This window comes from Streptomyces sp. NBC_00009, assembly GCF_045040855.1.
GTDB lineage: Bacteria > Actinomycetota > Actinomycetes > Streptomycetales > Streptomycetaceae > Streptomyces > Streptomyces aureus.
The window spans coordinates 2903859-2927659 of record NZ_CP108312.1 but is presented as its reverse complement, the minus strand read 5'-3'; the positions used below and the strand labels follow the sequence as shown (position 1 = coordinate 2927659).

Sequence of the window (23801 nt, the reverse complement as noted above, 5' to 3'; positions counted from 1 at the left end):
TGAGAGCAGATCAGGTGGTCAGTCCTTGATCTCGCAGATGGTGGCGCCGGAGGTGATGGAGGAGCCGATTTCGGCGTTGAGGCCCTTGATGATGCCGGTGCGGTGGGCGTTGAGGGGCTGTTCCATCTTCATGGCTTCGAGGACGACGACGAGGTCGCCTTCCTTGACTTCCTGGCCTTCCTCGACGGCGACCTTGACGATGGTGCCCTGCATCGGGGAGGCGAGGGTGTCGCCGGAGGCGGCCGGCCCGGACTTCTTCGCGGCGCGTCGCTTGGGCTTGGCGCCGGCGGCGAGTCCGGTGCGGGCCAGCGACATGCCCAGGGAGACCGGCAGGGACACCTCGAGGCGTTTGCCGCCGACCTCGACGACGACGGTCTCGCGGCCGGCTTCCTCGTCGGTGTCGGTGTCGGGAGTGGCGGCGAAGGGCTTGATCTCGTTGACGAACTCGGTCTCGATCCAGCGGGTGTGGATGGTGAACGGGTCGCTGGTGAAGGCCGGGTCGGTGACGACGGCGCGGTGGAAGGGGATGGCGGTGGCCATGCCCTCGACCTCGAACTCGGCCAGGGCGCGGGCGGCGCGCTGCAGGGCCTGTTCGCGGGTGGCGCCGGTGACGATCAGTTTGGCGAGCAGGGAGTCCCAGGCGGGGCCGATGACGCTGCCGGTCTCGACGCCGGCGTCGAGGCGCACGCCGGGGCCGGTGGGGGGTGCGAAGCGGGTGACGGTGCCGGGGGCGGGGAGGAAGCCGCGGCCGGGGTCTTCGCCGTTGATGCGGAACTCGAAGGAGTGGCCGCGCAGGGCGGGGTCGTCGTAGCCGAGTGCTTCGCCGTCGGCGATGCGGAACATCTCGCGCACGAGGTCGATGCCGGCGACCTCTTCGGTGACGGGGTGTTCGACCTGGAGGCGGGTGTTGACCTCGAGGAAGGAGATGGTGCCGTCCGCGCCGACGAGGAACTCGACGGTGCCGGCGCCGACGTAGCCGGCTTCCTTGAGGATGGCCTTGGAGGCGGTGTAGAGCTGCTCGTTCTGCGCGTCGCTCAGGAAGGGGGCGGGGGCCTCTTCGACGAGTTTTTGGTGGCGGCGCTGCAGGGAGCAGTCGCGGGTGGAGACGACGACCACGTTGCCGTGGGTGTCGGCCAGGCACTGGGTCTCCACGTGGCGGGGCTTGTCGAGGTAGCGCTCGACGAAGCATTCGCCGCGGCCGAACGCTGCGACGGCTTCGCGTACGGCGGAGTCGTAGAGCTCGGGGACCTCTTCGAGGGTGCGGGCGACCTTGAGGCCGCGGCCGCCGCCGCCGAAGGCGGCCTTGATGGCGATGGGCAGGCCGTGTTCGCGGGCGAACGCGACGACCTCGTCGGACCCGGATACGGGGTCCGGGGTGCCGGCGACCAGCGGGGCGCCGGCGCGCTGGGCGATGTGGCGGGCGGCGACCTTGTCGCCCAGGTCGCGGATGGCCTGCGGGGGCGGGCCGATCCAGATCAGGCCGGCGTCCAGGACGGCCTGGGCGAACTCGGCGTTCTCCGACAGGAATCCGTAGCCGGGGTGGATGGCGTCCGCGCCCGAGTCCTTGGCGGCCTGCAGCACCTTCGCCATGTCGAGATAGCTGGTGGCCGGGGTGTCACCGCCCAACGCGAACGCCTCGTCCGCCGCCCGGACATGCGAAGCGTCCCGGTCCGGTTCCGCATATACGGCAACGCTCGCGATACCGGCATCCCGGCACGCCCGCGCCACGCGGACAGCGATTTCGCCACGGTTGGCGATGAGCACCTTGCGCACGATGGCTCCCTCCTTGAAACAAGCCGAGTTTAGGGACTGCCGACACGGGCTTACGACCCGTCCCCATGAGTGAGCTTGCCCACACGGAGCGCTATTCGAGGCGCGCTCAAGTGGTGAATCCCCTTGTTGCGCCCGGGTACGCAGCCTTCCCTCTTCGAACCCTAGCCCGCCAATGTGGGCTAGGTCTCTGTGAGACGGTGCTGCGGCACTCCGTGATTCTTTGTGGAGTCCCTACGAATGGCCCAACGATTCTTTGCCCTGGGCAGACCCCTTGTCCCGGGGTTTACCCGTTAGTAGCGTTCGCGTTGTCTCGAACGTACTAGGGGTAACAGCAGTCGAAAGTGGGTGGGGTTCCGGTGGCACGCAGACCGGTGACGTGGGTGGCCGCGATCGTGCTCTTCGCGGAGGCGATCGGTATCGCCCTGCTCAACTGGTTCCTGGGGCTGGTCGTCGACCGCCAGGACATGTCCCTGGCCGGGCTCGACCCCCGCGCCATGTCCGTCTCCGCCTGGATAGCCGGCGCGCTCTTCGGGCTCTATCTCGCGCTGTGCGCGATCGTCCTCGCACGTGTAGCCGTGCGCGACCGCGGGCCGGCCGGCTTCGGCCGCATTCTGCTGATCAGCGCGGCCGTTGTGCACGGGCTGCTCGGGGCGTTCAGCATCGGCCTGGTCGGCTGGCTCGCGTTCGTCTTCATGATGGTCGTGCTCGGGCTCATCGTGCTCACGCTGGTCGCCTACGACCGGAAGGAGCAGACGGACGGAGCGGGAGCGGGTGCGGGTGACGCCCCTGCGGGACCGGCCGAAGGGGGCGGGGCGCCTCAGCCCGTCTGATCGGCCGGGGTGAGGCGAGCTGCGTTCAGTCCGCCCACAAGTCCGTGATGTTTACGCCCAATTGGGCCAGCAGGCGGCGCAGCAGCGGCATCGACAGGCCGATCACGTTCCCGTGGTCGCCGTCGATGCCGTCGATGAACGGTGCCGAGCGGCCGTCCAGCGTGAACGCGCCCGCCACGTGGAGCGGCTCGCCCGACGCCACGTACGCGGCGATCTCCGCGTCGCTCGGCTCGCCGAACCGGACCACCGTCGAGGCCGTCGCCGACGCGTAGCGGTTCACCGCCGTGTCGTACACGCAGTGGCCCGTCTGCAGGGTGCCCGCGCGGCCCCGCATCGACTTCCAGCGCGCCGTGGCCTCCTCGGCGTCCGCCGGCTTGCCGAGCGCCTGGCCGTCGATGTCCAGGACCGAGTCGCAGCCGATCACCAGCGCGCCGTGCACCTCCGGCTTCGCCGCGACCACGGACGCCTTCGCCTCCGCCAGCGCCAGGGCCAGTTCGGCCGGGGTGGGGGCGGACACGGCGTCCTCGTCGACCCCGCTGACCAGCACCTCGGGGGCCAGGCCCGCCTGGCGCAACAGGGCCAGCCTGGCCGGGGACCGGGAAGCGAGGACGAGGCGGCGGCGCGGGGTGCTCACGGGGGTGCTCACGTGGGGATCACTCATGCGGTCAGGGTTCCACATGTGGGCCGCTGGGGGTGCCTCGTCGGGTGACGGGTGGAGGGCTCGGCGTGGAGGGTGCGGTGTGGGGATCGGTTCAGACGATTCCCAGAACCAGCATCGCTATCACCATCGCCACCGCGAGCACGAAGCCCGCTCGGCGGAGCATCGCCTGGGTTTCGCGCAGCTCCTCGGGGGGCTCGTTCTCGGGGTCTGACCACAGCATGGATTCGATACTGCTGCCCCGGTACGCGGTGCGCCTGAGTACGCGTACTCAGGCGCACCCCCACGTAGGGACTAGGCCGGCCAGTACGTGCGCGCCCAGCTCGTGGGGCCCGGGGACGGGCGGCGCGCCTGCGCCACCCTTGCCGGGTCGGCCCATGCGTCGCGGGTGCCTGCCGCGCCGGGCGGGGTGGTGGCCACCGCCGCGGCGCGGGCCTGGACCACCGCCAGTGCGGCGGCCAGCTCCTCGGGGGTGGGGTTGCCCCGTACGACCTTGATCATCATTGGTCGGGTCCTTTCGGCGGCTCGTTCTCGGCGGCTCGGTCCTGTGGCTAGAGCGGGATGTTGCCGTGCTTCTTGGGCGGGAGGTTTTCGCGTTTGGTGCGGAGCTGGCGCAGGCCTCGGACGATGTGGGCGCGGGTGTCGGAGGGCATGATCACGGCGTCGATGTAGCCGCGTTCGGCTGCGGTGTAGGGGTTGAGGAGGGTGTCCTCGTACTCCTGGATGAGGCGGGTGCGGGTGGCTTCCTGCTCGGTTGCGGGGGCGGCGGCGATGGTGCGGCGGTGCAGGATGTTGACCGCTCCCTGGGCGCCCATGACTGCGATCTGTGAGGTGGGCCAGGCCAGGTTGAGGTCGGCGCCCAGGTGTTTGGAGCCCATCACGTCGTAGGCGCCGCCGAAGGCCTTGCGGGTGATGACCGTGATCAGGGGGACGGTCGCTTCTGCGTAGGCGTAGATGAGTTTGGCGCCGCGGCGGATGATGCCGGTGTGTTCCTGGTCCACGCCCGGCAGGAAGCCGGGGACGTCGACGAAGGTGAGGACGGGGACGTTGAACGCGTCGCAGGTCCGCACGAAGCGGGCGGCTTTCTCGGAGGCGTCGATGTCGAGGCAGCCGGCGAACTGCATGGGCTGGTTGGCGACGATGCCGACCGGGCGGCCCTCGACGCGGCCGAAGCCGGTGAGGATGTTCGGCGCGAACAGCGACTGCGTCTCGAAGAATTCCGCGTCGTCCAGGACGTGCTCGATCACGGTGTGCATGTCGTAGGGCTGGTTCGCGCTGTCGGGGACGAGGGTGTCGAGTTCGTCGTCCTGCGGGGTGCGGGCCAGGTCCGCTTCCTCGGGGAAGTCCGGGGGCTCGGACAGGTTGTTCGAGGGGAGGTAGGACAGGAGGGTTTTGACGTATTCGATGGCGTCTTTTTCGTCGCCGGCCATGTGGTGCGCGACGCCGGAGTTGGTGTTGTGGGTGCGGGCGCCGCCGAGTGCTTCGAAGCCGACGTCCTCGCCGGTGACGGTCTTGATGACGTCGGGGCCGGTGATGAACATGTGGGAGGTCTGGTCGACCATGATCGTGAAGTCGGTGATGGCGGGGGAGTAGACCGCGCCGCCCGCGCAGGGGCCGACCACGAGGCTGATCTGGGGGATGACGCCGGAGGCGTGGGTGTTGCGGCGGAAGATCTCGCCGTACATGCCGAGCGCCATGACGCCTTCCTGGATGCGGGCGCCGCCGGAGTCGTTGATGCCGATGACGGGGCAGCCCGTTTTGAGGGCGAAGTCCATCACCTTGATGATTTTCTGGCCGTAGACCTCGCCGAGGGCTCCGCCGAAGACGGTGAAGTCCTGGGAGAAGACGGCTACCGGGCGTCCTTCGACGGTGCCGTAGCCGGTGACCACTCCGTCGCCGTAGGGCTTGTTCTCGTCCAGGCCGAACGCGGTGGAGCGGTGGCGGGCGAATTCGTCGAGTTCTACGAACGAGCCTTCGTCCAGGAGCAGTTCGATGCGCTCACGCGCCGTCAGTTTGCCCTTCGCGTGCTGCTTCTCCACCGCGCGTGCGGAGCCGGCGTGCGTGGCCTCGTCGATCCGGCGCTGCAGGTCCGCGAGCTTTCCCGCGGTCGTGTGGATGTCGATGGCGCTGGACACGTTGGGCTCTTCCGGAACGGACATCGGGATGCGGCTCCCTGGCTGCTCAATGGGGACGTGAGGACGGGGCGGGGCGATGGGGCGCGGCGGTGCGGTGCGGCGATGCGGCGATGCGGTGTGGCGGTGCGGTGCGGCGGGGTTCGGGGCTGGTTGAGGCCTGGCCCCGTTGCTACTGGCTCGTAGCGTAGTGGCGTGGATACCGTTCGGCAGTGCGGCGTTTACCACACCTAGGGTGGGTTGCATGACGCCCCGAAATGCTTCAGACGATCCTTCCGACGCGAACGACGGTCAGCAGTGGTCGGACCTGGACCGGCCGCCGCTGAACGCCGCCGCCCTGCGGCGCGCCCTCGTACGCGGAGGGCTTTGGTCCTCCGTCGACGTTGTTCCCGCCACCGGGTCCACCAACTCCGATCTCGTTGCCCTCGCCTTGAGCGGCAAGGCCGAGGAAGGGGCCGTCCTCGTCGCCGAGTCGCAGAGCGCCGGGCGCGGGCGGCTCGACCGGCAGTGGACCGCTCCTGCGCGGTCCGGGCTCTTCTTCTCCGTCTTCCTCAAGCCCGGCGCCGAAGTGCCCGTGGAGCGGTGGGGGTGGCTGCCCCTGCTCACCGGGGTGGCCGTCGCCACGGGCCTCGCGCGGGCCGCCGGCGTCGACACCGCCCTCAAGTGGCCCAACGACCTGCTGGTGAATGTGGGTGGCGAGGAGCGCAAGGCCGGGGGCATCCTCGCCGAGCGCGCCGGGGACGGTGTGGTCGTCGGGATCGGGCTCAACGTTTCGCTGCGCGCCGACGAGCTGCCTGTGCCGGGGGCCGGGTCGCTTGTCCTGGCCGGGGCCGCTTCCACTGACCGGGATCCGCTGCTGCGGGCCGTTCTCCGGTCGCTGGAGGAGCGGTTCGTCGAGTGGCGGGCCGCGGGTGGGGATCCTGCGGTGTCGCGGCTTCAGGAGACCTATGCGGCGGGGTGCGCGACACTCGGGCGGAATGTACGGGCCGAGCTTCCTGGGGGGCTGGAGCTTGTGGGGGAGGCGGTTGCCGTGGACGGGGACGGGCGGCTTGTCATCGCCTCTGAGGACGGTGTGCAGCAGCCTGTGGGGGCGGGGGACATCGTTCATCTGCGGGCGGGGGGCTGACGGGGTTCCGGTGCGGGCCGGGGGTAGCGCTGGGGTTCGTTTTCCGGTGCGCCGTCGTTCGTTGCGCCGGCGTGTCTTTCGGATGCGCCGCCGTTTCGCTCGGTTCGCTTTCGGGTGCGGGCTCGGTGCGGGCTGCTCGGGTTCGTTTTCGGGTGCGGGCTCGGTGCGGGCTGCTCAGGTTCGTTTTCGGGTGCGGGGCCGCGGGGGCATGTACGTGCTCGCTGTTCTATGGGCTGCCGTCAGCTAGTTAATTGCCTGTACGTGGTGCTGGTGGCTGCGCGCGCACATGCCCCCGCGTCCCCTCCTGTCTCGTACGCGGCTGATCGCCGGTGGGGCTCGCTGCCTTCCGGGCCGCGTCTCGTGCGCGGCCGGTCGTTCGGTGGGGCCGGCCCTTCCCCGTCGCCGGACGTTGTTTCGTACGTGGCTGATCGTTGGTGGGGTTTTCGTTTCGGTTTGTACTTGGCTGGGGGTTCGGGACTCGTGTGTGCTGTGGGAGTGAGCTGCGGCACACCTGCCGTAAAGTTGAGGCCGGTCGATACATGACCGTGGCAGATCGGAAGGGCAGCAGGCGTGACCGTCGACGACTCGGGCTCCGGCGCGGGCACCCCAACCGACATCGGGTCTGTCGAGGAAGGTGCCGGCGGTGAGGATCCGCTTGCCCTCCGTCTCGAGCAGCTCATTCTTGGCGCGGAGCGGCGGTACACGCCTTTCCAGGCCGCGCGCAGCGCCGGTGTTTCCATGGAGCTCGCCTCCCGGTTCTGGCGGGCCATGGGGTTTGCCGACATCGGGCAGGCCAGGGCGCTGACCGAGGCCGATGTGCTCGCCCTGCGGCGGCTTGCCGGTCTGGTCGAGGCCGGGCTGCTCAGCGAGGCCATGGCCGTGCAGGTCGCCCGGTCCACGGGGCAGACCACCGCCCGGCTTGCCGAGTGGCAGATCGATTCCTTCTTGGAGGGGCTTACTGAGCCTCCCGAGCCCGGGATGACCCGTACCGAAGTCACGTATCCCCTGATGGAGCTGCTCCTGCCCGAGCTGGAGGAGTTTCTGGTCTATGTGTGGCGGCGGCAGCTGGCCGCGGCCACCGGGCGTGTGGTGCAGGCCGCCGATGACGAGGAGATGGTCGATCGGCGGCTGGCTGTTGGGTTTGCCGATCTTGTCGGGTTCACGCGGCTCACCCGGCGTATGGAGGAAGAGGAGCTCGGCGAGCTTGTCGAGGCTTTTGAGACGACTGCTGCCGATCTTGTTGCCGCCAACGGCGGGCGGTTGATCAAGACCCTGGGTGACGAGGTGCTGTACGCCGCCGATGACTCGGGGACCGCGGCCGAGATCGCCCTGCGGCTCATCGAGACCATGGCCAATGACGAGACCATGCCCGAGGTGCGCGTCGGCATGGCCTTCGGGACCGTCACGACCCGGATGGGCGATGTCTTCGGGACGACCGTGAATCTCGCCAGCCGGCTCACGTCGATAGCTCCCCGGGATGCCGTGCTCGTCGACGGCGCGTTTGCCGAGGAGCTGCAGCGGGCCGGTGAGGCGCCCGCTTCCGAGGCCGAGGCTGCCGCCCTTGCCGAGAAGGAGGGCGAGGACGCGCCCTCGTACCGCTTTGCCCTTCAGCCCATGTGGCAGCGGCCCGTGCGTGGGCTCGGTGTCGTCGAGCCCTGGCTTCTGACACGGCGGCCGCTCTAGGATTCTGCCGTTGTTAACTGTCGTTAACCGGGAGGGTCTGTGAGCGAGCGGTTCGGAGAGTTCGTCGAGGTGCGGCGGCACGGCTTTGTCGCCGAGCTCGTTCTCGATCGGCCCAAGGCCATGAACGCCGTGTCCAGTGCCATGGCCGTGAGTGTCGGGGAGGCTTGTGCCTCGCTTGCGGGCGATGGTGGCGCGAGGGTTGTTGTTGTTTCTTCTTCCGCCTCTCGTGCTTTTTGTGTCGGGGCCGATCTGAAGGAGCGGAACTCCTTTTCCGATGCCGAGCTTCTTCGGCAGCGGCCTGTGACTCGGGGGGCCTACGGGGGCGTGCTTGAGCTTCCTATGCCTGTCATCGCCGCTGTGCACGGGTTCGCCCTCGGCGGCGGGTTCGAGCTTGCTCTCGCCTGCGATCTCATCGTGGCCGACGAGACCGCCGTCGTGGGGCTGCCCGAAGTGTCTGTGGGGGTGATTCCCGGTGGCGGCGGTACGCAGCTGCTGCCCCGGCGTGTGGGGGCTGCGAGAGCTGCTGAGCTGATCTTCTCCGCGCGGCGTGTGGAGGCCCGGGAGGCCCTGGAGATGGGGCTTGTCGATCAGGTGGTGGGGGTGGGTGATGACCGTGAGGCTGCGCTTGAGCTCGCCGGTCGCATTGCCGCCAATTCGCCTGTGGGGCTTCGGGCCGCCAAGCGTGCGCTGAGGGTGGGATACGGGCTCGATCTGCGCGCCGGGCTCGAGGTCGAGGACGCCGCCTGGCGGTCCGTCGCCTTCTCCGGCGATCGGGCCGAGGGCGTCGCCGCCTTCAATGAGAAGCGGGCGCCTCAGTGGCCCGGTGAATGACTATTCCTGGCCTCGTATGGGTCTTGAATGTATCGAATTGGGTTTTTCTTTCCTAATCTTGGCCTATGGGAGAGGAAGTCCGGTTGCGGGCCGTGGTCGCGATGGCGCAGGGGATGGCCGCGGCGCAGTCTCCGCGTGAGTCCTGGCGGGCCGCCGCCCTCGGGGCCTGTCGCGCCCTGTCCGGCACCTTCGCGGCTCTGTCCGTGTGGGAGCGGGAGCGCGGGCGGCTGCGCGTCCTGGTGAACGTGGGGGAGCGCGCCGAGGGGGAAGTCGAGTTCCCCGAGGACGAGGCCTATCCCGTTCACCAGTTCCCCGAGATCACCGAGTTCCTGCACGAGCAGTGGGTGGGCGGGGGTGCTCCGCGCGCCTGGGTCGAGACCGCCGCCGGGACCGTGGAAGGCGGCGGCTACTGCCATCAGCGCGTCGCCGCCCTGCGCCGGCGCGGACGCGGTTGCTGTGTCGTCGCGCCGATCGTGCTCCATGGGCGCGCCTGGGGCGAGTTGTACGTCGCCCGGCCCGAGGGCGACGAGGTCTTCGGCACGCAGGATGCCGCCTTCGCCACCGTGCTTGCGGCTGTTGCCGCCGCGGGCATCGCTCAGACCGAGCGGCTCGAGGAGGCGCGGCGGCTCGCCTTCACCGACGCCCTGACCGGGCTCGCGAACCGGCGTGCCGTCGACATGCGCCTTGATGAGGCCATCGAGAGGCATCACGTCGGGGGCGATGTGGTTTCTCTTGTCGTTTGTGATCTGAACGGGCTCAAGCGCGTCAACGACTCGTTGGGGCACGCGGTCGGGGACCGGTTGCTGGAGCGGTTCGGGTCCGTTCTCTCGTTGTGCGGCGCGATGTTGCCGGGGACGCTGGCCGCGCGGCTGGGGGGTGACGAGTTCTGTCTTGTGACGGTGGGGCCCGGCGCCGATGACGTGGTGCGGGCGGGCGAGGAACTGTGTTTGCGGGCCTCCGAGTTGGAGCTGGGGGACGGGGTTGCCTGTGGGATCGCTTCTACCGGTGACCCGATCGGCGAGGTGCTCAGTGCGCGGCGGCTCTTCCGGCTCGCCGATGCCGCCCAGTACCGGGCCAAGGCGCTGCGGGCCGTGAAACCCGTTGTCGCCGGGAGGGATGGGCCCGACGATCCCGTCGTGCGCCTTGCCGACTCGCCGCCGCCCGCCGCCGGCGACAGTGAGCGGCGCCGGCTCCGGGGACGGGACACGGGGGCGTAAGGGGCCCATCCCGAACTCGGTCGTGACATTGGGCTCTTCACCTCGTACGCTCCTGAATATGGATATGCACACTGTGGTGGTGGGGACGTCCGGCGTCAGCGCGGCAGATGTCGTCGCCGTGGCGCGGGCGAATGCCCGGATCGAGCTCTCCGAAGAGGCGGTGGCCGCCCTTGCCTCGGCCCGCGCGATCGTGGACGCGCTGGCCGCGAAGCCCGAGCCCGTGTACGGGGTCTCCACCGGGTTCGGCGCGCTCGCCACCCGGCACATCAGCCAGGAGCTGCGGGCTCAGCTGCAGCGGAACATCGTCCGCTCGCATGCGGCGGGAATGGGACCGCGCGTCGAGCGGGAAGTCGTGCGCGCGCTCATGTTCCTGCGGCTGAAGACCGTCTGCTCCGGGCGCACCGGTGTGCGGCCCGAGGTCGCGCAGACCATGGCCGACGTGCTCAACGCCGGGATCACGCCCGTCGTGCACGAGTACGGGTCCCTCGGGTGCTCCGGCGACCTCGCGCCGCTCAGCCACTGCGCCCTGACGCTGATGGGCGAAGGCGACGCCGAGGGGCCCGACGGTGTCGTCGCGCCCGCCGGCGAGCTGCTCGCCGCCCACGGCATCGCGCCCGTCGAGCTGCGCGAGAAGGAGGGCCTCGCCCTTCTGAACGGCACCGACGGCATGCTGGGCATGCTCGTCATGGCGCTCGCCGATCTCGAGAACCTGTACAAGTCCGCCGACATCACTGCCGCCTTGTCGCTCGAGGCGCTCCTCGGCACCGAGAAGGTCCTCGCGCCCGAGCTGCACGCCATCCGGCCGCACCCCGGCCAGGGCGCCAGCGCCGCCAACATGCTGGCCGTGCTGAAGGGTTCGGAGCTCACCGGGCACCACCAGGACGACGCGCCGCGCGTGCAGGACGCGTACTCCGTGCGCTGCGCCCCGCAGGTCGCCGGGGCCGGGCGGGACACCATGGCCCACGCGCGGCTCGTCGCCGAGCGCGAGCTGGCGTCCGCCGTGGACAACCCCGTCGTGCTGCCGGACGGGCGTGTGGAGTCGAACGGCAACTTCCATGGCGCGCCCGTGGCTTACGTGCTCGACTTCCTCGCCATCGCCGCCGCCGACCTCGGGTCCATCGCCGAGCGGCGCACCGACCGCCTGCTCGACAAGAACCGGTCCCACGGTCTGCCGCCGTTCCTCGCCGACGACGCGGGCGTCGACTCCGGCCTGATGATCGCCCAGTACACGCAGGCCGCCCTGGTCAGCGAGATGAAGCGGCTCGCCGTGCCTGCCTCCGCGGACTCCATCCCGTCCTCCGCCATGCAGGAGGACCACGTGTCCATGGGCTGGTCCGCCGCCCGCAAGCTGCGTACCGCGATCGACAACCTGACGCGGATCGTCGCCGTCGAGCTGTACGCGGCCACGCGCGGCATCGAGCTGCGGGAGGGCCTCACGCCCGGTCCCGCCTCGCGCGCCGTGATCGATGCCGTACGGGCCGCGGGAGTTCAGGGTCCCGGCCCCGACCGGTTCCTCGCACCCGACCTCGCGGCCGCCGACGCCTTCGTGCGCGGCGGGCACCTCGTCACTGCCGTGGAGCCCGTCACGGGGCCGCTGGCCTAGCGGTTACGGAAACACGGGCGGGCCGCACCCTCGGGGTGCGGCCCGCCCTTCGTTGCTCAGAAGGCCGACTCGCGGCTCTTCCTGGCCGAGTACGTCAGGAAGCCCGCGCCGATCCCGAGGAACGCCGAGCCGCCGATCACGTACGGCGTCGTGTCGACCGTTCCCGTGTCGGCCAGGCGCAGTTGGTCCTCGGACCGCGCGTGTACCGCTGTCGCGGTCTGCTGCTGATCTGCCTCCGCTGTCTTCTCGGGCGTCGCGGTGGCGGACGGAACGAACCACAGAGCAGCCAGGAGTGTCCCGGCGGCAGTGGCGGTGAGCAGCGATCGTCGTGCGACGGACACGGAATCGATCCCCCTTGTGGAGCTGGCGAATTGGCCGTGTGAGGCGATGTTAGTGAAAGGTGCGGGTCACAGGAAAGTCACGGGTGGGGTGAGGCATACGCTCCGTCGTATGAGCACCTCTGAGACATCACGATTTGTTCGGCTCCGCGTGGAATTGGTCCTGGAGATCGAGGACTCCGCCGCCATCACGGGGGCCGCGTTGCAGCGCATCGCCGAGGACGACGACATGGTGGCCGACGAGCGGGTCCATGCCGAGGCCGCCGTCAACGAGGACGAGGCGGAGGCACTCGCCTATCTCGTCGACCCGTTCGACCTGGTCAGCGAGGTGCCCGGGGCGGAGCTCGTGCAGGCCTCCTGGTCCAGCGAACAGGTCGACTACGATCCCGATTCGCCCGAATGGGACCTCGACGTGGATGATGACGACTCAGGCGACGCTCTCGACGCGGACGACTAGGGCCTTTCGTTCGGATCGGGCGGATCAGGGAGCGGGGCCAGGTCGGACCGCGCGGACTCGGGACCCCGGGTGGCAACCGCCGACCGGGGTTTCCTCGTCCCACAGGGGGTACCAGCAGGGTTCCGTTACCACTGGTGCATGCCTGGTCACGGGAGTTCCGACGTGTCATCCCCCACATCGGGGACGGAAAAGGAACGGGACGAACCGGTCATGGCGTTACATGGGCTATTGGGGATCTCCGCCTTGCGGGGATCGGGGCCTGCAGGGCCTTCCGGGTTGTTGGGGGAATTGGCGACGATGGAGGATGCGTGTGATGACGGACAGTAAGCGGCGCAAGGGCCTGATGGCCGCGTCCGCTCTGGTCGGAGGAGTGCTGGTGCTCTCCGCGTGCAGCGGAGGCGGCAGCGCGGCGAGCGGTGCCGAGGGCGGCGGCAAGAATTCGCCGCAGGCCCAGGTCGACGAGGCCGCCGCCAAGAAGACGTCGGAGGCGCTGATCAAGATCGCGCCGAAGGACGGCTCCGACAACGCCGGCATCAACAACGCCGCCGCCGTCACCGTGAGCAAGGGTTCGCTCACGAACGTGACGATGACGACCGCCGAGGGCGCGGCGGTCCAGGGGCAGATATCCGCTGACAAGAAGAGCTGGAAGCCCGCAGGCCAGCTCCAGCGCGCCACCGTCTACAAGATCGCCGCCGAGGCCAAGGACTCCAGCGGCCGCGCGGCCCACGAGAACGCCTCGTTCACCACGGTCTCGCAGGCCAACAGTTTCATCGGCAACTTCACGCCCGAGGACGGCTCCACCGTCGGCGTCGGCATGCCGGTCTCGATCAACTTCGACAAGGCGATCACGAACAAGGCCGATGTCCAGAAGGGCATCACCGTCAACTCCAGCAGCGGCCAGGAGGTCGTCGGCCACTGGTTCGGCAACCAGCGCCTCGACCTGCGCCCCCAGGACTACTGGACGGGCGGCTCCACGGTCACGCTGAAGCTGAACCTCGACGGCGTCGAGGGTGCGAACGGCGTCTACGGCGTGCAGCAGAAGACGGTCACCTTCAAGGTCGGCCGCAACCAGGTCTCCACCGTCGACGCGGAGACCAAGACCATGACGGTCACGCGGGACGGCAAGGTCGTCAAGACCATCCCGATCTCCGCGGGCTCGCCGGAGAACAAGACGTACCAGGGCCAGATGGTGATCTCCGAGAAGTTCAAGGAGACCCGCATGGACGGCTCGACGGTCGGCTTCAAGGGCACCGACGGCAAGGGCGAGTACGACATCAAGGACGTGCCGCACGCGATGCGTCTGTCGAACTCCGGCACCTTCATCCACGGCAACTACTGGGGCGCCAAGTCGATCTTCGGTGGCGCCAACACGAGCCACGGCTGCGTCGGCCTGTCCGACGCCAAGGGTGCCGACGACCCGAGCACCCCGGGCGCCTGGTTCTACGACAACTCCATGGTCGGTGACGTCGTCGTCGTGAAGAACACCGGCGACAAGACCATCCAGCCGGACAACGGCCTAAATGGCTGGAACCTGGACTGGGCGCAGTGGAAGGCCGGTTCGGCCGTCTGACGGTCCTCGGCCCGACAGTCCTCGCGGAAGGCCCGCACCCCGGCGACGGGGTGCGGGCCTTCGGGCGTTTCCGGAGAGTTCTCATCGGTCTCTTATCCCGGGCTTATCCGATCATCACGGTGTGTCCCTAGCTTCACGGCATGTTCTTCACCTACCTGAGGCGCGAACTGCGCCGCCGCAGAAAGGCGGCCCTCGTCGTCGCCTCCGGGCTCGCGCTCGGCATCGCGCTGGTCATCGTGGTCAACTCCGTGTCCTCCGGCATGAACCAGGCCCAGGACAAGGTCCTCCAGTCCCTGTACGGCCTCGGCACCGACATGACCGTCACCAAGGCCGCCGAAGCGCCCAAGAGCGGGGAGACCGGGCGGCCGCGGTTCGAGTTCGGCGCCAAGGACGACGGCGAGGAGCAGAGCAGCGACCGCGTCATGGTGCAGGGCTTCCAGACCCTCGCCTCGTCGACCGTCACCAAGGTCGCCGGCCAGAAGGGCGTCGCCGACGCCGTGGGCGGCCTCAGCCTCCAGGTGATGAAGGTCAGCGGCGAGTTCAAGCGCGGCCAGTTCAAGCAGGACCAGAGCGGCGGCACCACCCGCCAGAGCGGTCCGGGCGGCTCCGGCGGCCAGCCGCAGGGCCAGGTCGAGGGCGGCGGCGCCTCCTTCGACGTCAACTCCTACAGCGTGTACGGCACCGACGTGGCCAAGCAGGGCCTCGGTCCGCTCACCTCCTCCAAGGTCACCAAGGGCCGTACGTTCAAGGCGTCCGAGGCCGACGCCAAGGTCGCCGTCGCCGACACGTCGTACGCCAAGGAGAAGAAGCTCGCCCTCGGCGACACGGTCAAGATCAAGGGCGTCAAGTACAAGCTCATCGGCATCGCTACGCCCGACAGCGGTGACGCGGCCGCCAATCTGTACGTGCCGCTGAAGCAGGCGCAGACCCTCGCCGGCGCCAAGAACAAGATCACCACGGTCTATGTGAAGGCGACCGACTCGCAGCAGATCTCCGCGGTCAAGGCCACCATCCAGAAGAACATCTCCGGGACGACGGTGACCACTTCGGCCGACCTCGCCGACACCGTCTCCGGCTCCCTGTCCACCGCATCCGACCTCGCGGCGAACGTCGGCAAGTGGCTCTCCATCGCCGTGCTCGTCGCCGCGTTCCTCGTCGCGGGGCTGCTCACCTCCTCGGCGGTCTCCCGCCGCGTACGGGAGTTCGGCACGCTCAAGGCGCTCGGCTGGAAGTCCGGACGCGTCACCCGCCAGGTCGTCGGCGAGGCCGTCGTCAACGGGCTCGTCGGCGGCGCCCTCGGCATAGCCGTCGGCCTCGCGGGCGCCTACGCCGTCACCGCGATCAGCCCCACCCTCACCGCCGAACTCGGCTCCGGCGCGGGCGGCGGCGCCAGGGGCGGCGGCATGGCCATGACCGGCCCCGGTATGCGCCAGAGCGCCGGCAAGACCCTCGACATCGCCCTCAGCGCGCCCGTCAGCGCCACCACCATCACGCTCGCCGTCGGCCTCGCCGTCGCCGGAGGCCTGATCGCCGGCGCCTTCGGCGGCTGGCGCGCCTCCCGGCTGCGCCCGGCCGACGCCCTGCGCCGCGTCGAGTAGCCGCACCGCGCGGCCTCCCGAACACCTCTACGTACCGCAGGAGTTGCACCATGTATCAGCTGAGAGGCGTCACCAAGCAGTACCGGCGCGGCAAGGACACCGTCGACGCGCTCGCCGGGGTGGACCTGACCATCGGCGACGGCGACCGGCTCGTCATCCAGGGCCCCACCGGCGGCGGCAAGTCCACCCTCCTCCAGATGCTCGGCGGGCTCGACCGGCCGACCGCGGGCAGCATCGAGCTCGACGGCGTCGACCTGGCGAAGCTCCCGGAGGCGCGGCTCACCAAGTTCCGCGCCGAGTCCATCGGGTTCGTGTTCCAGAGCTTCAACCTGATCCCGACGCTGAACGCCCAGGAGAACGTCGAGACGGCCCTCGTGCCGCTCGGCCTCAAGGCCGCCGACCGACGCGAACGCGCCGCGCAGGCCCTGAACTCGGTCGGCCTCGGCGAACGGCTCGGCCATCTGCCCGGGGAGATGTCCGGCGGCCAGCAGCAGCGCGTCGCCATCGCCCGCGCCCTCGTCAAGAACCCCAAGGTGCTGCTCGCCGACGAGCCCACCGGCAACCTCGACGAGTCCATGCGCGACGAGATCATGGACGTGCTCGAGACCATGTGGAAGGAGCACGGGCTGACCTTCATCATGGTCACCCACGACTCGTCGATCGCCCGCAGGGCGCCGCGGCTCGCCACCATCCGCAAGGGCCGGATCACCATCACCGAAAACTCAAAAGCTGTCTGATTTCAATCACTTCAGTGCACAACCGGTGACCCCCCTGCATCATCTCTCTGCAGGGGGGCCACTCGGGTCTCCCGCCGGTGAACTACCGTCACCAGGGGGAAAGTTGCACAGACAGGCACGAATAACCTCAAAGAGACTGAGCGCCACGACTGTGGCCGCCGCGGCGGCCGTCGTCCTCACCGCGGGTCTGACCGCCCCGGCCGTGGCCGCCGCCCCTGCGGCACACCCCGGCGAGGCCGCGAAGGCCGCGCCCAAGCAGCACATCACGCTCATCACCGGCGACCGCGTCACCCTCGACGCGAAGGGGAAGCCGGTCGGCTACCAGCACGCCAAGGGCCGTGAGCACATCCCCGCGCAGACGCGCACCGTCGGCGGCCACACCCTCGTGGTGCCGGCCGACGCGCAGCGCCTGGTCGCGAGCGGCAAGCTCGACCAGCGGCTCTTCGACGTCACCGAGCTCTCCAAGTCGGCCAACCGCAAGGCCCAGAAGCACGGCCTCAAGGTGATCGTCGGCTACAAGGGCACCGCGACCGCCGCCCGTGCCGACGTGCGCGACGCGGGTGACACGACGGTCCGCAGGACCCTCAAGTCCCTGAACGCGGACGCCGTCACGACGCCCAAGCAGGACGCCACCCGCCTCTGGGACGCCGTCACGACCTCCCAGGGCTCCACCGCCTCCGGCGTCAGCCGCATCTGGCTCGACGGCGTGCGCAAAGCCAGCCTCGACAAGTCGGTCCCGCAGATCGGCGCCCCCACGGCGTGGGCGGCCGGCTACGACGGCAAGGGCGTCAAGATCGCCGTCCTGGACACGGGCGTCGACGCGACCCACCCCGACCTCAAGGGCCAGGTCGTCGGCGAGAAGAACTTCTCCACCTCCGCCGACGCGGTGGACCGTTTCGGCCACGGCACGCACGTCGCGTCCATCGCCGCCGGTACGGGAGCCAAGTCCGGCGGCAAGTTCAAGGGCGTAGCCCCTGGCGCCAAGCTGCTCAACGGCAAGGTCCTCAGCGACGACGGCTACGGCGACGACTCCGGCATCCTCGCCGGCATGGAGTGGGCGGCCGACCAGGGCGCCGACGTCGTCAACCTCAGCCTCGGCGGCGGCGACACCCCCGAGATCGACCCGCTCGAGGCCGAGGTCAACAAGCTGTCCGCCGAGAAGGGCATCCTCTTCGCCATCGCGGCGGGCAACGAAGGCGAGTTCGGCGACTCGACCGTCGGCTCCCCGGGCAGCGCGGACGCCGCCCTGACCGTCGGCGCGGTCGACGGCAACGACAAGCTGGCCGACTTCTCCAGCCGCGGCCCGCGCATCGGCGACGGCGCCGTCAAGCCGGACGTCACCGCCCCCGGCGTCGACATCACGGCCGCCGCCGCCCCGGGCAGCGTCATCGACAAGGAGGTCGGCGAGAACCCCGCCGGTTACCTCACGATCTCCGGTACGTCGATGGCGACCCCGCACGTCGCGGGCGCCGCCGCGATCCTCAAGCAGGAACATCCGGACTGGAAGTCCACCGAGCTCAAGGGCGCCCTCACCGGCTCCACCAAGGGCGGCAAGTACACGCCGTTCGAGCAGGGTTCGGGCCGCATCCAGGTCGACAAGGCCATCAAGCAGACCGTGTTCGCCGAGCCCGTCTCGGTGAGCTTCGGCGTCGCGCAGTGGCCGCACACCGACGATGCCGCGATCACCAAGAAGGTGACGTACAGGAACACCGGCGACAAGGACGTCACCCTCGACCTGACGGCCACCGGCACCAACCCGAAGGGCCAGGCCGCCCCGGCCGGCTTCTTCACGCTCGGTGCGACGAAGGTGACCGTCCCCGCGGGCGGCACCGCCTCCGTGGACCTGACCGCGAACACGAAGCTCGGCGGCACGGTCGACGGCGCGTACTCCGCGTACGTCGTGGCGACGGGCGGCGGCCAGTCCGTGCGCACCGCGGCCGCCGTGCAGCGCGAGGTCGAGTCGTACGACGTGACGCTCAAGCACATCGGGCGCGACGGCAAGGACGCCCAGGGCTACGAGACCTCCCTGGCCGGCATCGGCACGGACGCGTTCTTCGGCGCCTACGACCCGAACTCGGGCACCGTCAAGGTCCGTGTTCCCAAGGGCAGTTACATCCTGAACGAGTACCTGGTGGCCGACCCCGAGGACTTCTCCAAGGGCGCGGACTGGCTGGTGCAGCCGAAGCTGGACGTCACCCGGAACACGACGGTCACGCTCGACGCCCGTACCACCAAGCCCGTGTCCGTGACCGTCCCCGACGCCGCCGCCAAGGGCGTCCTGGCCGCGCCGGAGTTCACGGTCGACACCGCCGACTCCTCGTCCAGCTACGGCTGGCTCCTGGACTCGTACACCAACTTCCGCACCGCCGGCCTCGGCCCGGAGCCGACCGGCATCAAGCTCCAGCAGCAGTGGACCGGTGTGTGGGCGAAGGGCACCGACACCGAGTACGACACCGTCGCAGGCGGCACCGTCAAGAAGCTCGCCACCGGCTACACCAAGAACTACAAGGCGAGCGACCTGGCCACGGTGAAGGTCGGGCTCGGCGGGGCGGCCAAGGACAAGACCGGCTCCGTGGGCGCGCTCGGCATGCTGCCCGTCAGCTCCGGCGGCTGGTCCGTCGCCATCGACCAGAAGCTCCCCGGCACCCGCACCCTGCACCTGTCCACCGCCGACAAGGTGAAGTGGGGTCTGGAGTTCTCGCAGAACGGCCCCGAGGACAGCGACGGCTTCCCGACCGAGGAGGCCTCCTACACGCTGGGCACTCCCCAGTCGTTCCAGGGCGGCAAGGCGTACGAGAAGACGTTCAACACGGGCGTCTTCGGCCCCCGCATCGGCGGCGACTACGGCGTCTACCGCGACGGCAACGAGATCTACGGCAACCTGCCGATGTACGCCGACGGCAAGACCCACGCCGGCTACTCGCAGTACCTCTCCGTGAAGACCACCCTCTACAAGGGCAGCACCAAGGTCGGCGAGAACGACGACCCGCTGGTGGGCGAGAAGCCCTTCAAGGTCACCTCCGGCGACGCCGAGTACAAGCTGTCGACGTCCATCAGGCGCAGCGTCAAGATCGCCGCGGCCTCCACCCGCGTCGACGCCAGCTGGACGTTCCACTCGAAGAAGCCGGCCTCGTCGGCCGAGTCGACCAGGCTGCCGCTGTCCACGGCCCGCTTCAACGCGGCCGTCGGCCTCGACAGCACCGCCCCCGCCGACAAGACCCAGTCGGTCCCCGTCACCGTCCAGGGCGCGGCCGCGGGCAGCAACCTCAAGTCGCTGGCCGTGTACGTCTCCTACGACTACGGCCAGACGTGGAAGAGGCTGGACGTCAAGAACGGCAAGGTCAGTGTGAAGAACCCGGCCAAGGGCAAGGCCGTCTCCTTCCACGCCAAGATCGCCGACAAGAAGGGCAACAAGTCGACGATCTCGATCTACAACGCGTACTACGGCAAGTAGCCGCGGTGGGCGCGGCGCGTGGCGTAGGCGCGCTACGCGCGCAGGCGTAGTGACGGCCATGGCCCGTTACGCCCAGCGCTGACAGCCCAGGTGGCCCGTCCCGACCTCATGGCCGGGGCGGGCCACCCGTGTTGTGATGACTGCCATGACGACGCAGACAGTCGAGTACATCCGCTACCGGATCCCCGAGGCTCAGTCCGCCGAGTTCCTCGCGGCCTACACGCGCGCCGCCGACCGGCTCGCCGCGGCGCCCCAGTGCGTCGACTACGAACTGGCGCGCTGCGAGGAGGACTTCGAGCACTTCATCCTGCGCATCACCTGGACCTCGACCGAGGACCACATCGAGGGCTTCCGCAAGTCCGACCTCTTCCAGGACTTCCTCGCCGAGATCAGGCCGTACGTCGGGAACATCGACGAGATGCGCCACTACAAGCCCACATCGGTGCGCGGCACCGGCGCGTCCGTCCCGAGCCTGTACGACTGGGCCGGCGGCGCCGACGCCTTCGCGCGGCTCACCGACGTCTTCTACGCCAAGGTCCTCAAGGACGACCTCCTCGGCCCCCTGTTCGCGGACCTCCCGCCCGAGCACGCCGGGCACGTCGCCCTGTGGATCGGCGAGGTCTTCGGCGGCCCCGCCACCTACTCCGAACAGCAGGGCGGCCACAGCCACATGGTCGCCAAGCACGTCGGCAAGCACATCACGGAGCCGCAGCGCCGCCGCTGGGTCAATCTGATCCAGGACGCGGCGGACGAGGCGGGCCTGCCGTCCGACGCCGAGTTCCGCTCGGCGTTCAGCGCCTACGTCGAGTGGGGCACCCGGCTCGCCGTGTACTTCTCCGGACCCGACGCGGCCCGGCCCGCAGAACAGCCCGTACCGCTGTGGAACTGGGGGGCGGCGCCGCCCTACCAGCCCTAGGGCCTCTCGTTTGGATCAGGCCGGGCTCGCGGGGTCTGGCACGCGCATCTGCGGCGTTGTCGTCAATCACCGACGCTCCGCGTCGCCTCAATCCTCCGCCTTGCAGCTGCACGCTCCCCCAAGCTCTCGGCTTCGCTCGAGCAGGGGGGACCCCCATGACCCCGCTCCCTGATCCGGCCTGATCCAAACGAGAGGCCCTAGCTCAGTCCTGGGTGCGGCTCTGTCCCTGGCCCGCCCGGACCGCGTCCGTGCCCCAGCTCGCGAGGAGGCGCAGCGCATCGGCCGACGGGGAGCCCGGCTCCGCGTGGTACATGACCAGGAACTGCTCCTCGTCGTCCGGCAGGTGCAGCGTCTCGTATGCGAGCGAGAGATCACCGACGAGCGGATGCCGCATCCGCTTCACGCCGTGGCTCTTCTCCCGGACGTCGTGTGTCGCCCACAGCCGCCTGAACTCCTCACTCTTGACGGAGAGTTCACCGACGAGCGCCGACAGCTCCGGGTCGTCCGGGTGGCAGCCCGCGTACAGCCGCAGATAGCTGACCATGTCCGAGGCCTTGGAGTCCCACTCCACGAACAGGTCGCGGTAGGCGGGGGACAGGAAGACGAGCCGCGCCCAGTTCCGCTCGCGCGGCGGCAGCTCGCCCCAGTCACCGAACAGCGCCGCCGCCATCCGGTTCCACGCGAGGATCTCCGAGCGCGGCCCGCCGATGTACGCCGGGACGCCGTCCAGCGTGTCCAGGAGCTGACTCAGCGCGACCCGCACCTGCTGCTGCCCGCGCGAGGCCCGCTTCTTCTTGTGCTGCTTCGGCTTGGCCAGATGCGTCAGATGCGCGTGCTCCGCGTCCGTGAGGCGCAGGGCGCGCGCGATCGCGTCGAGCACCTCCGCCGACACGTTCCGCCCGTTGCCCTGCTCCAGGCGCGTGTAGTACGCCACCGACACGCCGGCCAGCTGCGCCAGCTCCTCGCGGCGCAGGCCCGGCACGCGCCGGTGCCTGCCGAAGTCCGGCAGCCCCACGTCCTGTGGCTTCAGCCGGGCCCGCCGGGTGCGCAGGAACTCGCTCAGCTCGGCACGCCGGTCCAGCGGCTCGCCGGCGGCCGGGGCGGCGCGGGTCCCGTCATCGTCCATGTCTCCAGTATCGCCGGGCAGCCACAGTCGTACGAAGGTGTTCCTGACCCCGCCAGTAGTAGGACCAGTGGGCGTACGCAAAGCGGGGCAAGGCCGTGAGCTCGGCATACGCCTCCGGCTGGGGCAGGCTGGACGCATGACCACAGAGATCACCACCGTCAGCGCCTACGCCGCACCCTCCGCCAAGGCCCCGCTGGAGCGGACCACCATTCCGCGCCGCCCGGTCGGTGAGTTCGACGTCCTGATCGACATCAAGTTCGCCGGCATCTGCCACTCCGACATTCACCAGGCCCGCGACGGCTGGGGCGAGGGCATCTTCCCGATGGTGCCCGGCCACGAGATCGCCGGCATCGTCACCGAGGTCGGCTCCGGCGTGACGAAGTTCGCCGTCGGCGACCGCGTCGGCGTCGGCTGCATGGTCGACTCCTGCCGCGAGTGCGACAACTGCAAGGCGGGCCTGGAGCAGTACTGCGCCAAGGGCAACGTCGGCACGTACAACGCCCTCGACAAGAACGGCGAGCCCACCTACGGCGGCTACTCCACCCACATCGTCGTCGACGAGAACTACACCGTCGGCATCCCCGAGGGCCTCGCCCTCGACGAGGCCGCACCGCTGCTGTGCGCGGGCATCACCACGTACTCCCCGCTCAAGCACTGGAACGCGGGCCCCGGCAAGAAGGTCGCCGTCCTCGGCATGGGCGGCCTCGGCCACATGGGCGTCAAGATCGCGCACGCGCTCGGCGCCGAGGTGACCGTCCTGTCGCAGTCCCTGCGCAAGCAGGAGGACGGCCTCAAGCTGGGCGCCGACCACTACTACGCGACCAGCGACCCGAAGACCTTCGAGGAGCTGGCCGGTACCTTCGACATCATCCTGTCGACGGTCTCCGCCCCGCTCGACTTCGGCGCGTTCCTCTCGCTCCTGAAGACGGACGGCGCCCTGGTGAACGTGGGCGCCCCCGAGGAGCCCATCTCCCTCAACCTGTTCTCCGTGATCGCGGGCCGCAAGTCCCTCTCCGGCTCCGGCATCGGCGGCATCCAGGAGACCCAGGAGATGCTCGACTTCTGCGCCGAGCACGGCCTCGGCGCCGAGATCGAGCTGATCGAGGCGAGCCAGATCAACGAGGCGTACGAGCGCGTGCTCGCGAGCGACGTGCGGTACCGCTTCGTGATCGACACGGCGACGATCTGACGCTCGCCGTTGCCCGTCGCATTACCCAGGGCATCACCCGGGGCATTACCTGAGGCGTAATCGACGGCCCGTCCGTCCCCCGGCAGGATCGAGTCATCGAACCGATCCTGCCGGGGAGGACCTCATGACCGCCTACGCCATCGCCGCTCTGCGCAACACCACCGTGCCGAACGAAGAGGTCTTCGACTACATGGAGCGCATCCAGTCGACCCTCGACCCGTTCGGCGGCCGCTTCCTCGTGCACGGCGCCCAGTTGGAGGACATCGAGGGGTCGTGGCCGGGGGGCGTCGTCGTCATCTCGTTCCCTGACAAGGCCGCGGCCCACGGCTGGTACGACTCCGACGCCTACCAGGAGCTCATCCCGCTGCGGACACGGAACCTGGACGGCGAGGTGATCTTCGTGGAGGGGGTTCCGGAGGGCTACGACCCGTCGAGTACGGCTGCGCGGATGCGGGCCGAGGTGGCGCGGGGGCGCGTGTGACGCGGGCCGGGTGTGACGCCCACCGTTATGCCGGGGGCAGAACGGTGGGCCGCACTGCGTGCGCCGCTCCTACGCTGAGCCC

The 23801-nt window shown here is 69.6% G+C and carries 21 protein-coding genes; 14 read left to right on the top strand and 7 right to left on the bottom strand.

What is annotated here, in order from left to right; all coding sequences use genetic code 11:
• Nucleotides 1-18: 18 nt before the first annotated feature.
• Nucleotides 19-1773, bottom strand: coding sequence for an acetyl/propionyl/methylcrotonyl-CoA carboxylase subunit alpha (locus tag OHA58_RS12960; protein WP_405478840.1), 1755 nt, complete (start codon nucleotides 1771-1773; stop codon nucleotides 19-21).
• A 356-nt stretch (nucleotides 1774-2129) separates the two neighbouring features.
• Here OHA58_RS12960 and OHA58_RS12955 point away from each other — a divergent pair, with 356 nt between their 5' ends.
• Nucleotides 2130-2603, top strand: coding sequence for a hypothetical protein (locus tag OHA58_RS12955; RefSeq protein ID WP_405478839.1), 474 nt, complete (start codon nucleotides 2130-2132; stop codon nucleotides 2601-2603).
• Nucleotides 2604-2628: 25 nt separating this feature from the next.
• Here OHA58_RS12955 and OHA58_RS12950 read toward each other — a convergent pair whose 3' ends face one another.
• From OHA58_RS12950 to OHA58_RS12935, 4 genes are all read right to left on the bottom strand, one after another.
• Nucleotides 2629-3264 carry a Maf family protein gene (locus OHA58_RS12950; RefSeq protein ID WP_405478838.1) on the bottom strand — a complete coding sequence of 212 codons (636 nt, stop codon included), beginning with the start codon at nucleotides 3262-3264 and terminating at the stop codon, nucleotides 2629-2631.
• Nucleotides 3265-3355: 91 nt separating this feature from the next.
• Nucleotides 3356-3484: a morphogenic membrane protein MmpB gene (gene mmpB, locus OHA58_RS12945; protein ID WP_264484688.1), complete on the bottom strand. Its 129-nt coding sequence runs from the start codon at nucleotides 3482-3484 to the stop codon at nucleotides 3356-3358.
• Between the two features lie 71 nt (nucleotides 3485-3555).
• Nucleotides 3556-3765, bottom strand: coding sequence for an acyl-CoA carboxylase epsilon subunit (locus OHA58_RS12940; RefSeq protein ID WP_116510641.1), 210 nt, complete (start codon nucleotides 3763-3765; stop codon nucleotides 3556-3558).
• 47 nt (nucleotides 3766-3812) lie between these two features.
• Nucleotides 3813-5420 (bottom strand): acyl-CoA carboxylase subunit beta, encoded by a 1608-nt coding sequence (locus OHA58_RS12935; RefSeq protein ID WP_405478837.1) that lies wholly within the window; start codon nucleotides 5418-5420, stop codon nucleotides 3813-3815.
• Between the two features lie 217 nt (nucleotides 5421-5637).
• On the opposite strand from OHA58_RS12935, the gene OHA58_RS12930 reads away from it, so the two are divergent.
• From OHA58_RS12930 to hutH, 5 genes are all read left to right on the top strand, one after another.
• A complete protein-coding gene (locus OHA58_RS12930) occupies nucleotides 5638-6519 on the top strand; it encodes a biotin--[acetyl-CoA-carboxylase] ligase (RefSeq protein ID WP_405478836.1) in 882 nt (293 codons plus the stop codon).
• A gap of 570 nt (nucleotides 6520-7089) precedes the next feature.
• The gene (locus OHA58_RS12925; protein ID WP_405478835.1) at nucleotides 7090-8202 is read left to right on the top strand and encodes an adenylate/guanylate cyclase domain-containing protein; all 1113 of its coding nucleotides are present in this window, start codon (nucleotides 7090-7092) and stop codon (nucleotides 8200-8202) included.
• Nucleotides 8203-8241: 39 nt separating this feature from the next.
• Nucleotides 8242-9033, top strand: a complete 792-nt coding sequence (locus OHA58_RS12920) for an enoyl-CoA hydratase/isomerase family protein (RefSeq protein WP_405478834.1) — start codon at nucleotides 8242-8244, stop codon at nucleotides 9031-9033.
• Nucleotides 9034-9098: 65 nt separating this feature from the next.
• Nucleotides 9099-10250, top strand: coding sequence for a diguanylate cyclase domain-containing protein (locus tag OHA58_RS12915; RefSeq protein WP_405478833.1), 1152 nt, complete (start codon nucleotides 9099-9101; stop codon nucleotides 10248-10250).
• Nucleotides 10251-10314: 64 nt separating this feature from the next.
• Nucleotides 10315-11853: a histidine ammonia-lyase gene (gene hutH / locus OHA58_RS12910; RefSeq protein WP_405484937.1), complete on the top strand. Its 1539-nt coding sequence runs from the start codon at nucleotides 10315-10317 to the stop codon at nucleotides 11851-11853.
• Nucleotides 11854-11909: 56 nt separating this feature from the next.
• Here hutH and OHA58_RS12905 read toward each other — a convergent pair whose 3' ends face one another.
• On the bottom strand, nucleotides 11910-12194 hold the full coding sequence (locus OHA58_RS12905; protein ID WP_405478832.1) for a hypothetical protein: 285 nt from the start codon (nucleotides 12192-12194) through the stop codon (nucleotides 11910-11912).
• A 109-nt stretch (nucleotides 12195-12303) separates the two neighbouring features.
• On the opposite strand from OHA58_RS12905, the gene OHA58_RS12900 reads away from it, so the two are divergent.
• The 6 genes from OHA58_RS12900 to OHA58_RS12875 all read left to right on the top strand — a co-directional run bounded on the left by OHA58_RS12900 (nucleotide 12304) and on the right by OHA58_RS12875 (nucleotide 20923).
• Complete coding sequence (locus OHA58_RS12900; RefSeq protein WP_405478831.1) at nucleotides 12304-12648, top strand: hypothetical protein; 345 nt, start codon at nucleotides 12304-12306, stop codon at nucleotides 12646-12648.
• A 313-nt stretch (nucleotides 12649-12961) separates the two neighbouring features.
• Nucleotides 12962-14218 carry an Ig-like domain-containing protein gene (locus tag OHA58_RS12895; protein ID WP_405478830.1) on the top strand — a complete coding sequence of 419 codons (1257 nt, stop codon included), beginning with the start codon at nucleotides 12962-12964 and terminating at the stop codon, nucleotides 14216-14218.
• Nucleotides 14219-14358: 140 nt separating this feature from the next.
• Nucleotides 14359-15816 (top strand): ABC transporter permease, encoded by a 1458-nt coding sequence (locus OHA58_RS12890; protein WP_405478829.1) that lies wholly within the window; start codon nucleotides 14359-14361, stop codon nucleotides 15814-15816.
• Between the two features lie 50 nt (nucleotides 15817-15866).
• Complete coding sequence (locus tag OHA58_RS12885) at nucleotides 15867-16553, top strand: ABC transporter ATP-binding protein (protein ID WP_356289540.1); 687 nt, start codon at nucleotides 15867-15869, stop codon at nucleotides 16551-16553.
• Nucleotides 16554-16704: 151 nt separating this feature from the next.
• On the top strand, nucleotides 16705-20007 hold the full coding sequence (locus OHA58_RS12880; RefSeq protein ID WP_405478828.1) for a S8 family peptidase: 3303 nt from the start codon (nucleotides 16705-16707) through the stop codon (nucleotides 20005-20007).
• Nucleotides 20008-20152: 145 nt separating this feature from the next.
• Nucleotides 20153-20923, top strand: a complete 771-nt coding sequence (locus tag OHA58_RS12875; RefSeq protein ID WP_405478827.1) for a group II truncated hemoglobin — start codon at nucleotides 20153-20155, stop codon at nucleotides 20921-20923.
• Nucleotides 20924-21125: 202 nt separating this feature from the next.
• Here the strand turns inward: OHA58_RS12875 and OHA58_RS12870 are convergent, their stop codons facing one another.
• Nucleotides 21126-22049 carry a helix-turn-helix domain-containing protein gene (locus OHA58_RS12870; RefSeq protein WP_405478826.1) on the bottom strand — a complete coding sequence of 308 codons (924 nt, stop codon included), beginning with the start codon at nucleotides 22047-22049 and terminating at the stop codon, nucleotides 21126-21128.
• A 148-nt stretch (nucleotides 22050-22197) separates the two neighbouring features.
• Here OHA58_RS12870 and OHA58_RS12865 point away from each other — a divergent pair, with 148 nt between their 5' ends.
• On the top strand, nucleotides 22198-23238 hold the full coding sequence (locus OHA58_RS12865; RefSeq protein WP_405484936.1) for an NAD(P)-dependent alcohol dehydrogenase: 1041 nt from the start codon (nucleotides 22198-22200) through the stop codon (nucleotides 23236-23238).
• Nucleotides 23239-23362: 124 nt separating this feature from the next.
• The gene (locus OHA58_RS12860) at nucleotides 23363-23719 is read left to right on the top strand and encodes a DUF1330 domain-containing protein (protein ID WP_405478825.1); all 357 of its coding nucleotides are present in this window, start codon (nucleotides 23363-23365) and stop codon (nucleotides 23717-23719) included.
• Nucleotides 23720-23801 lie beyond the last annotated feature (82 nt).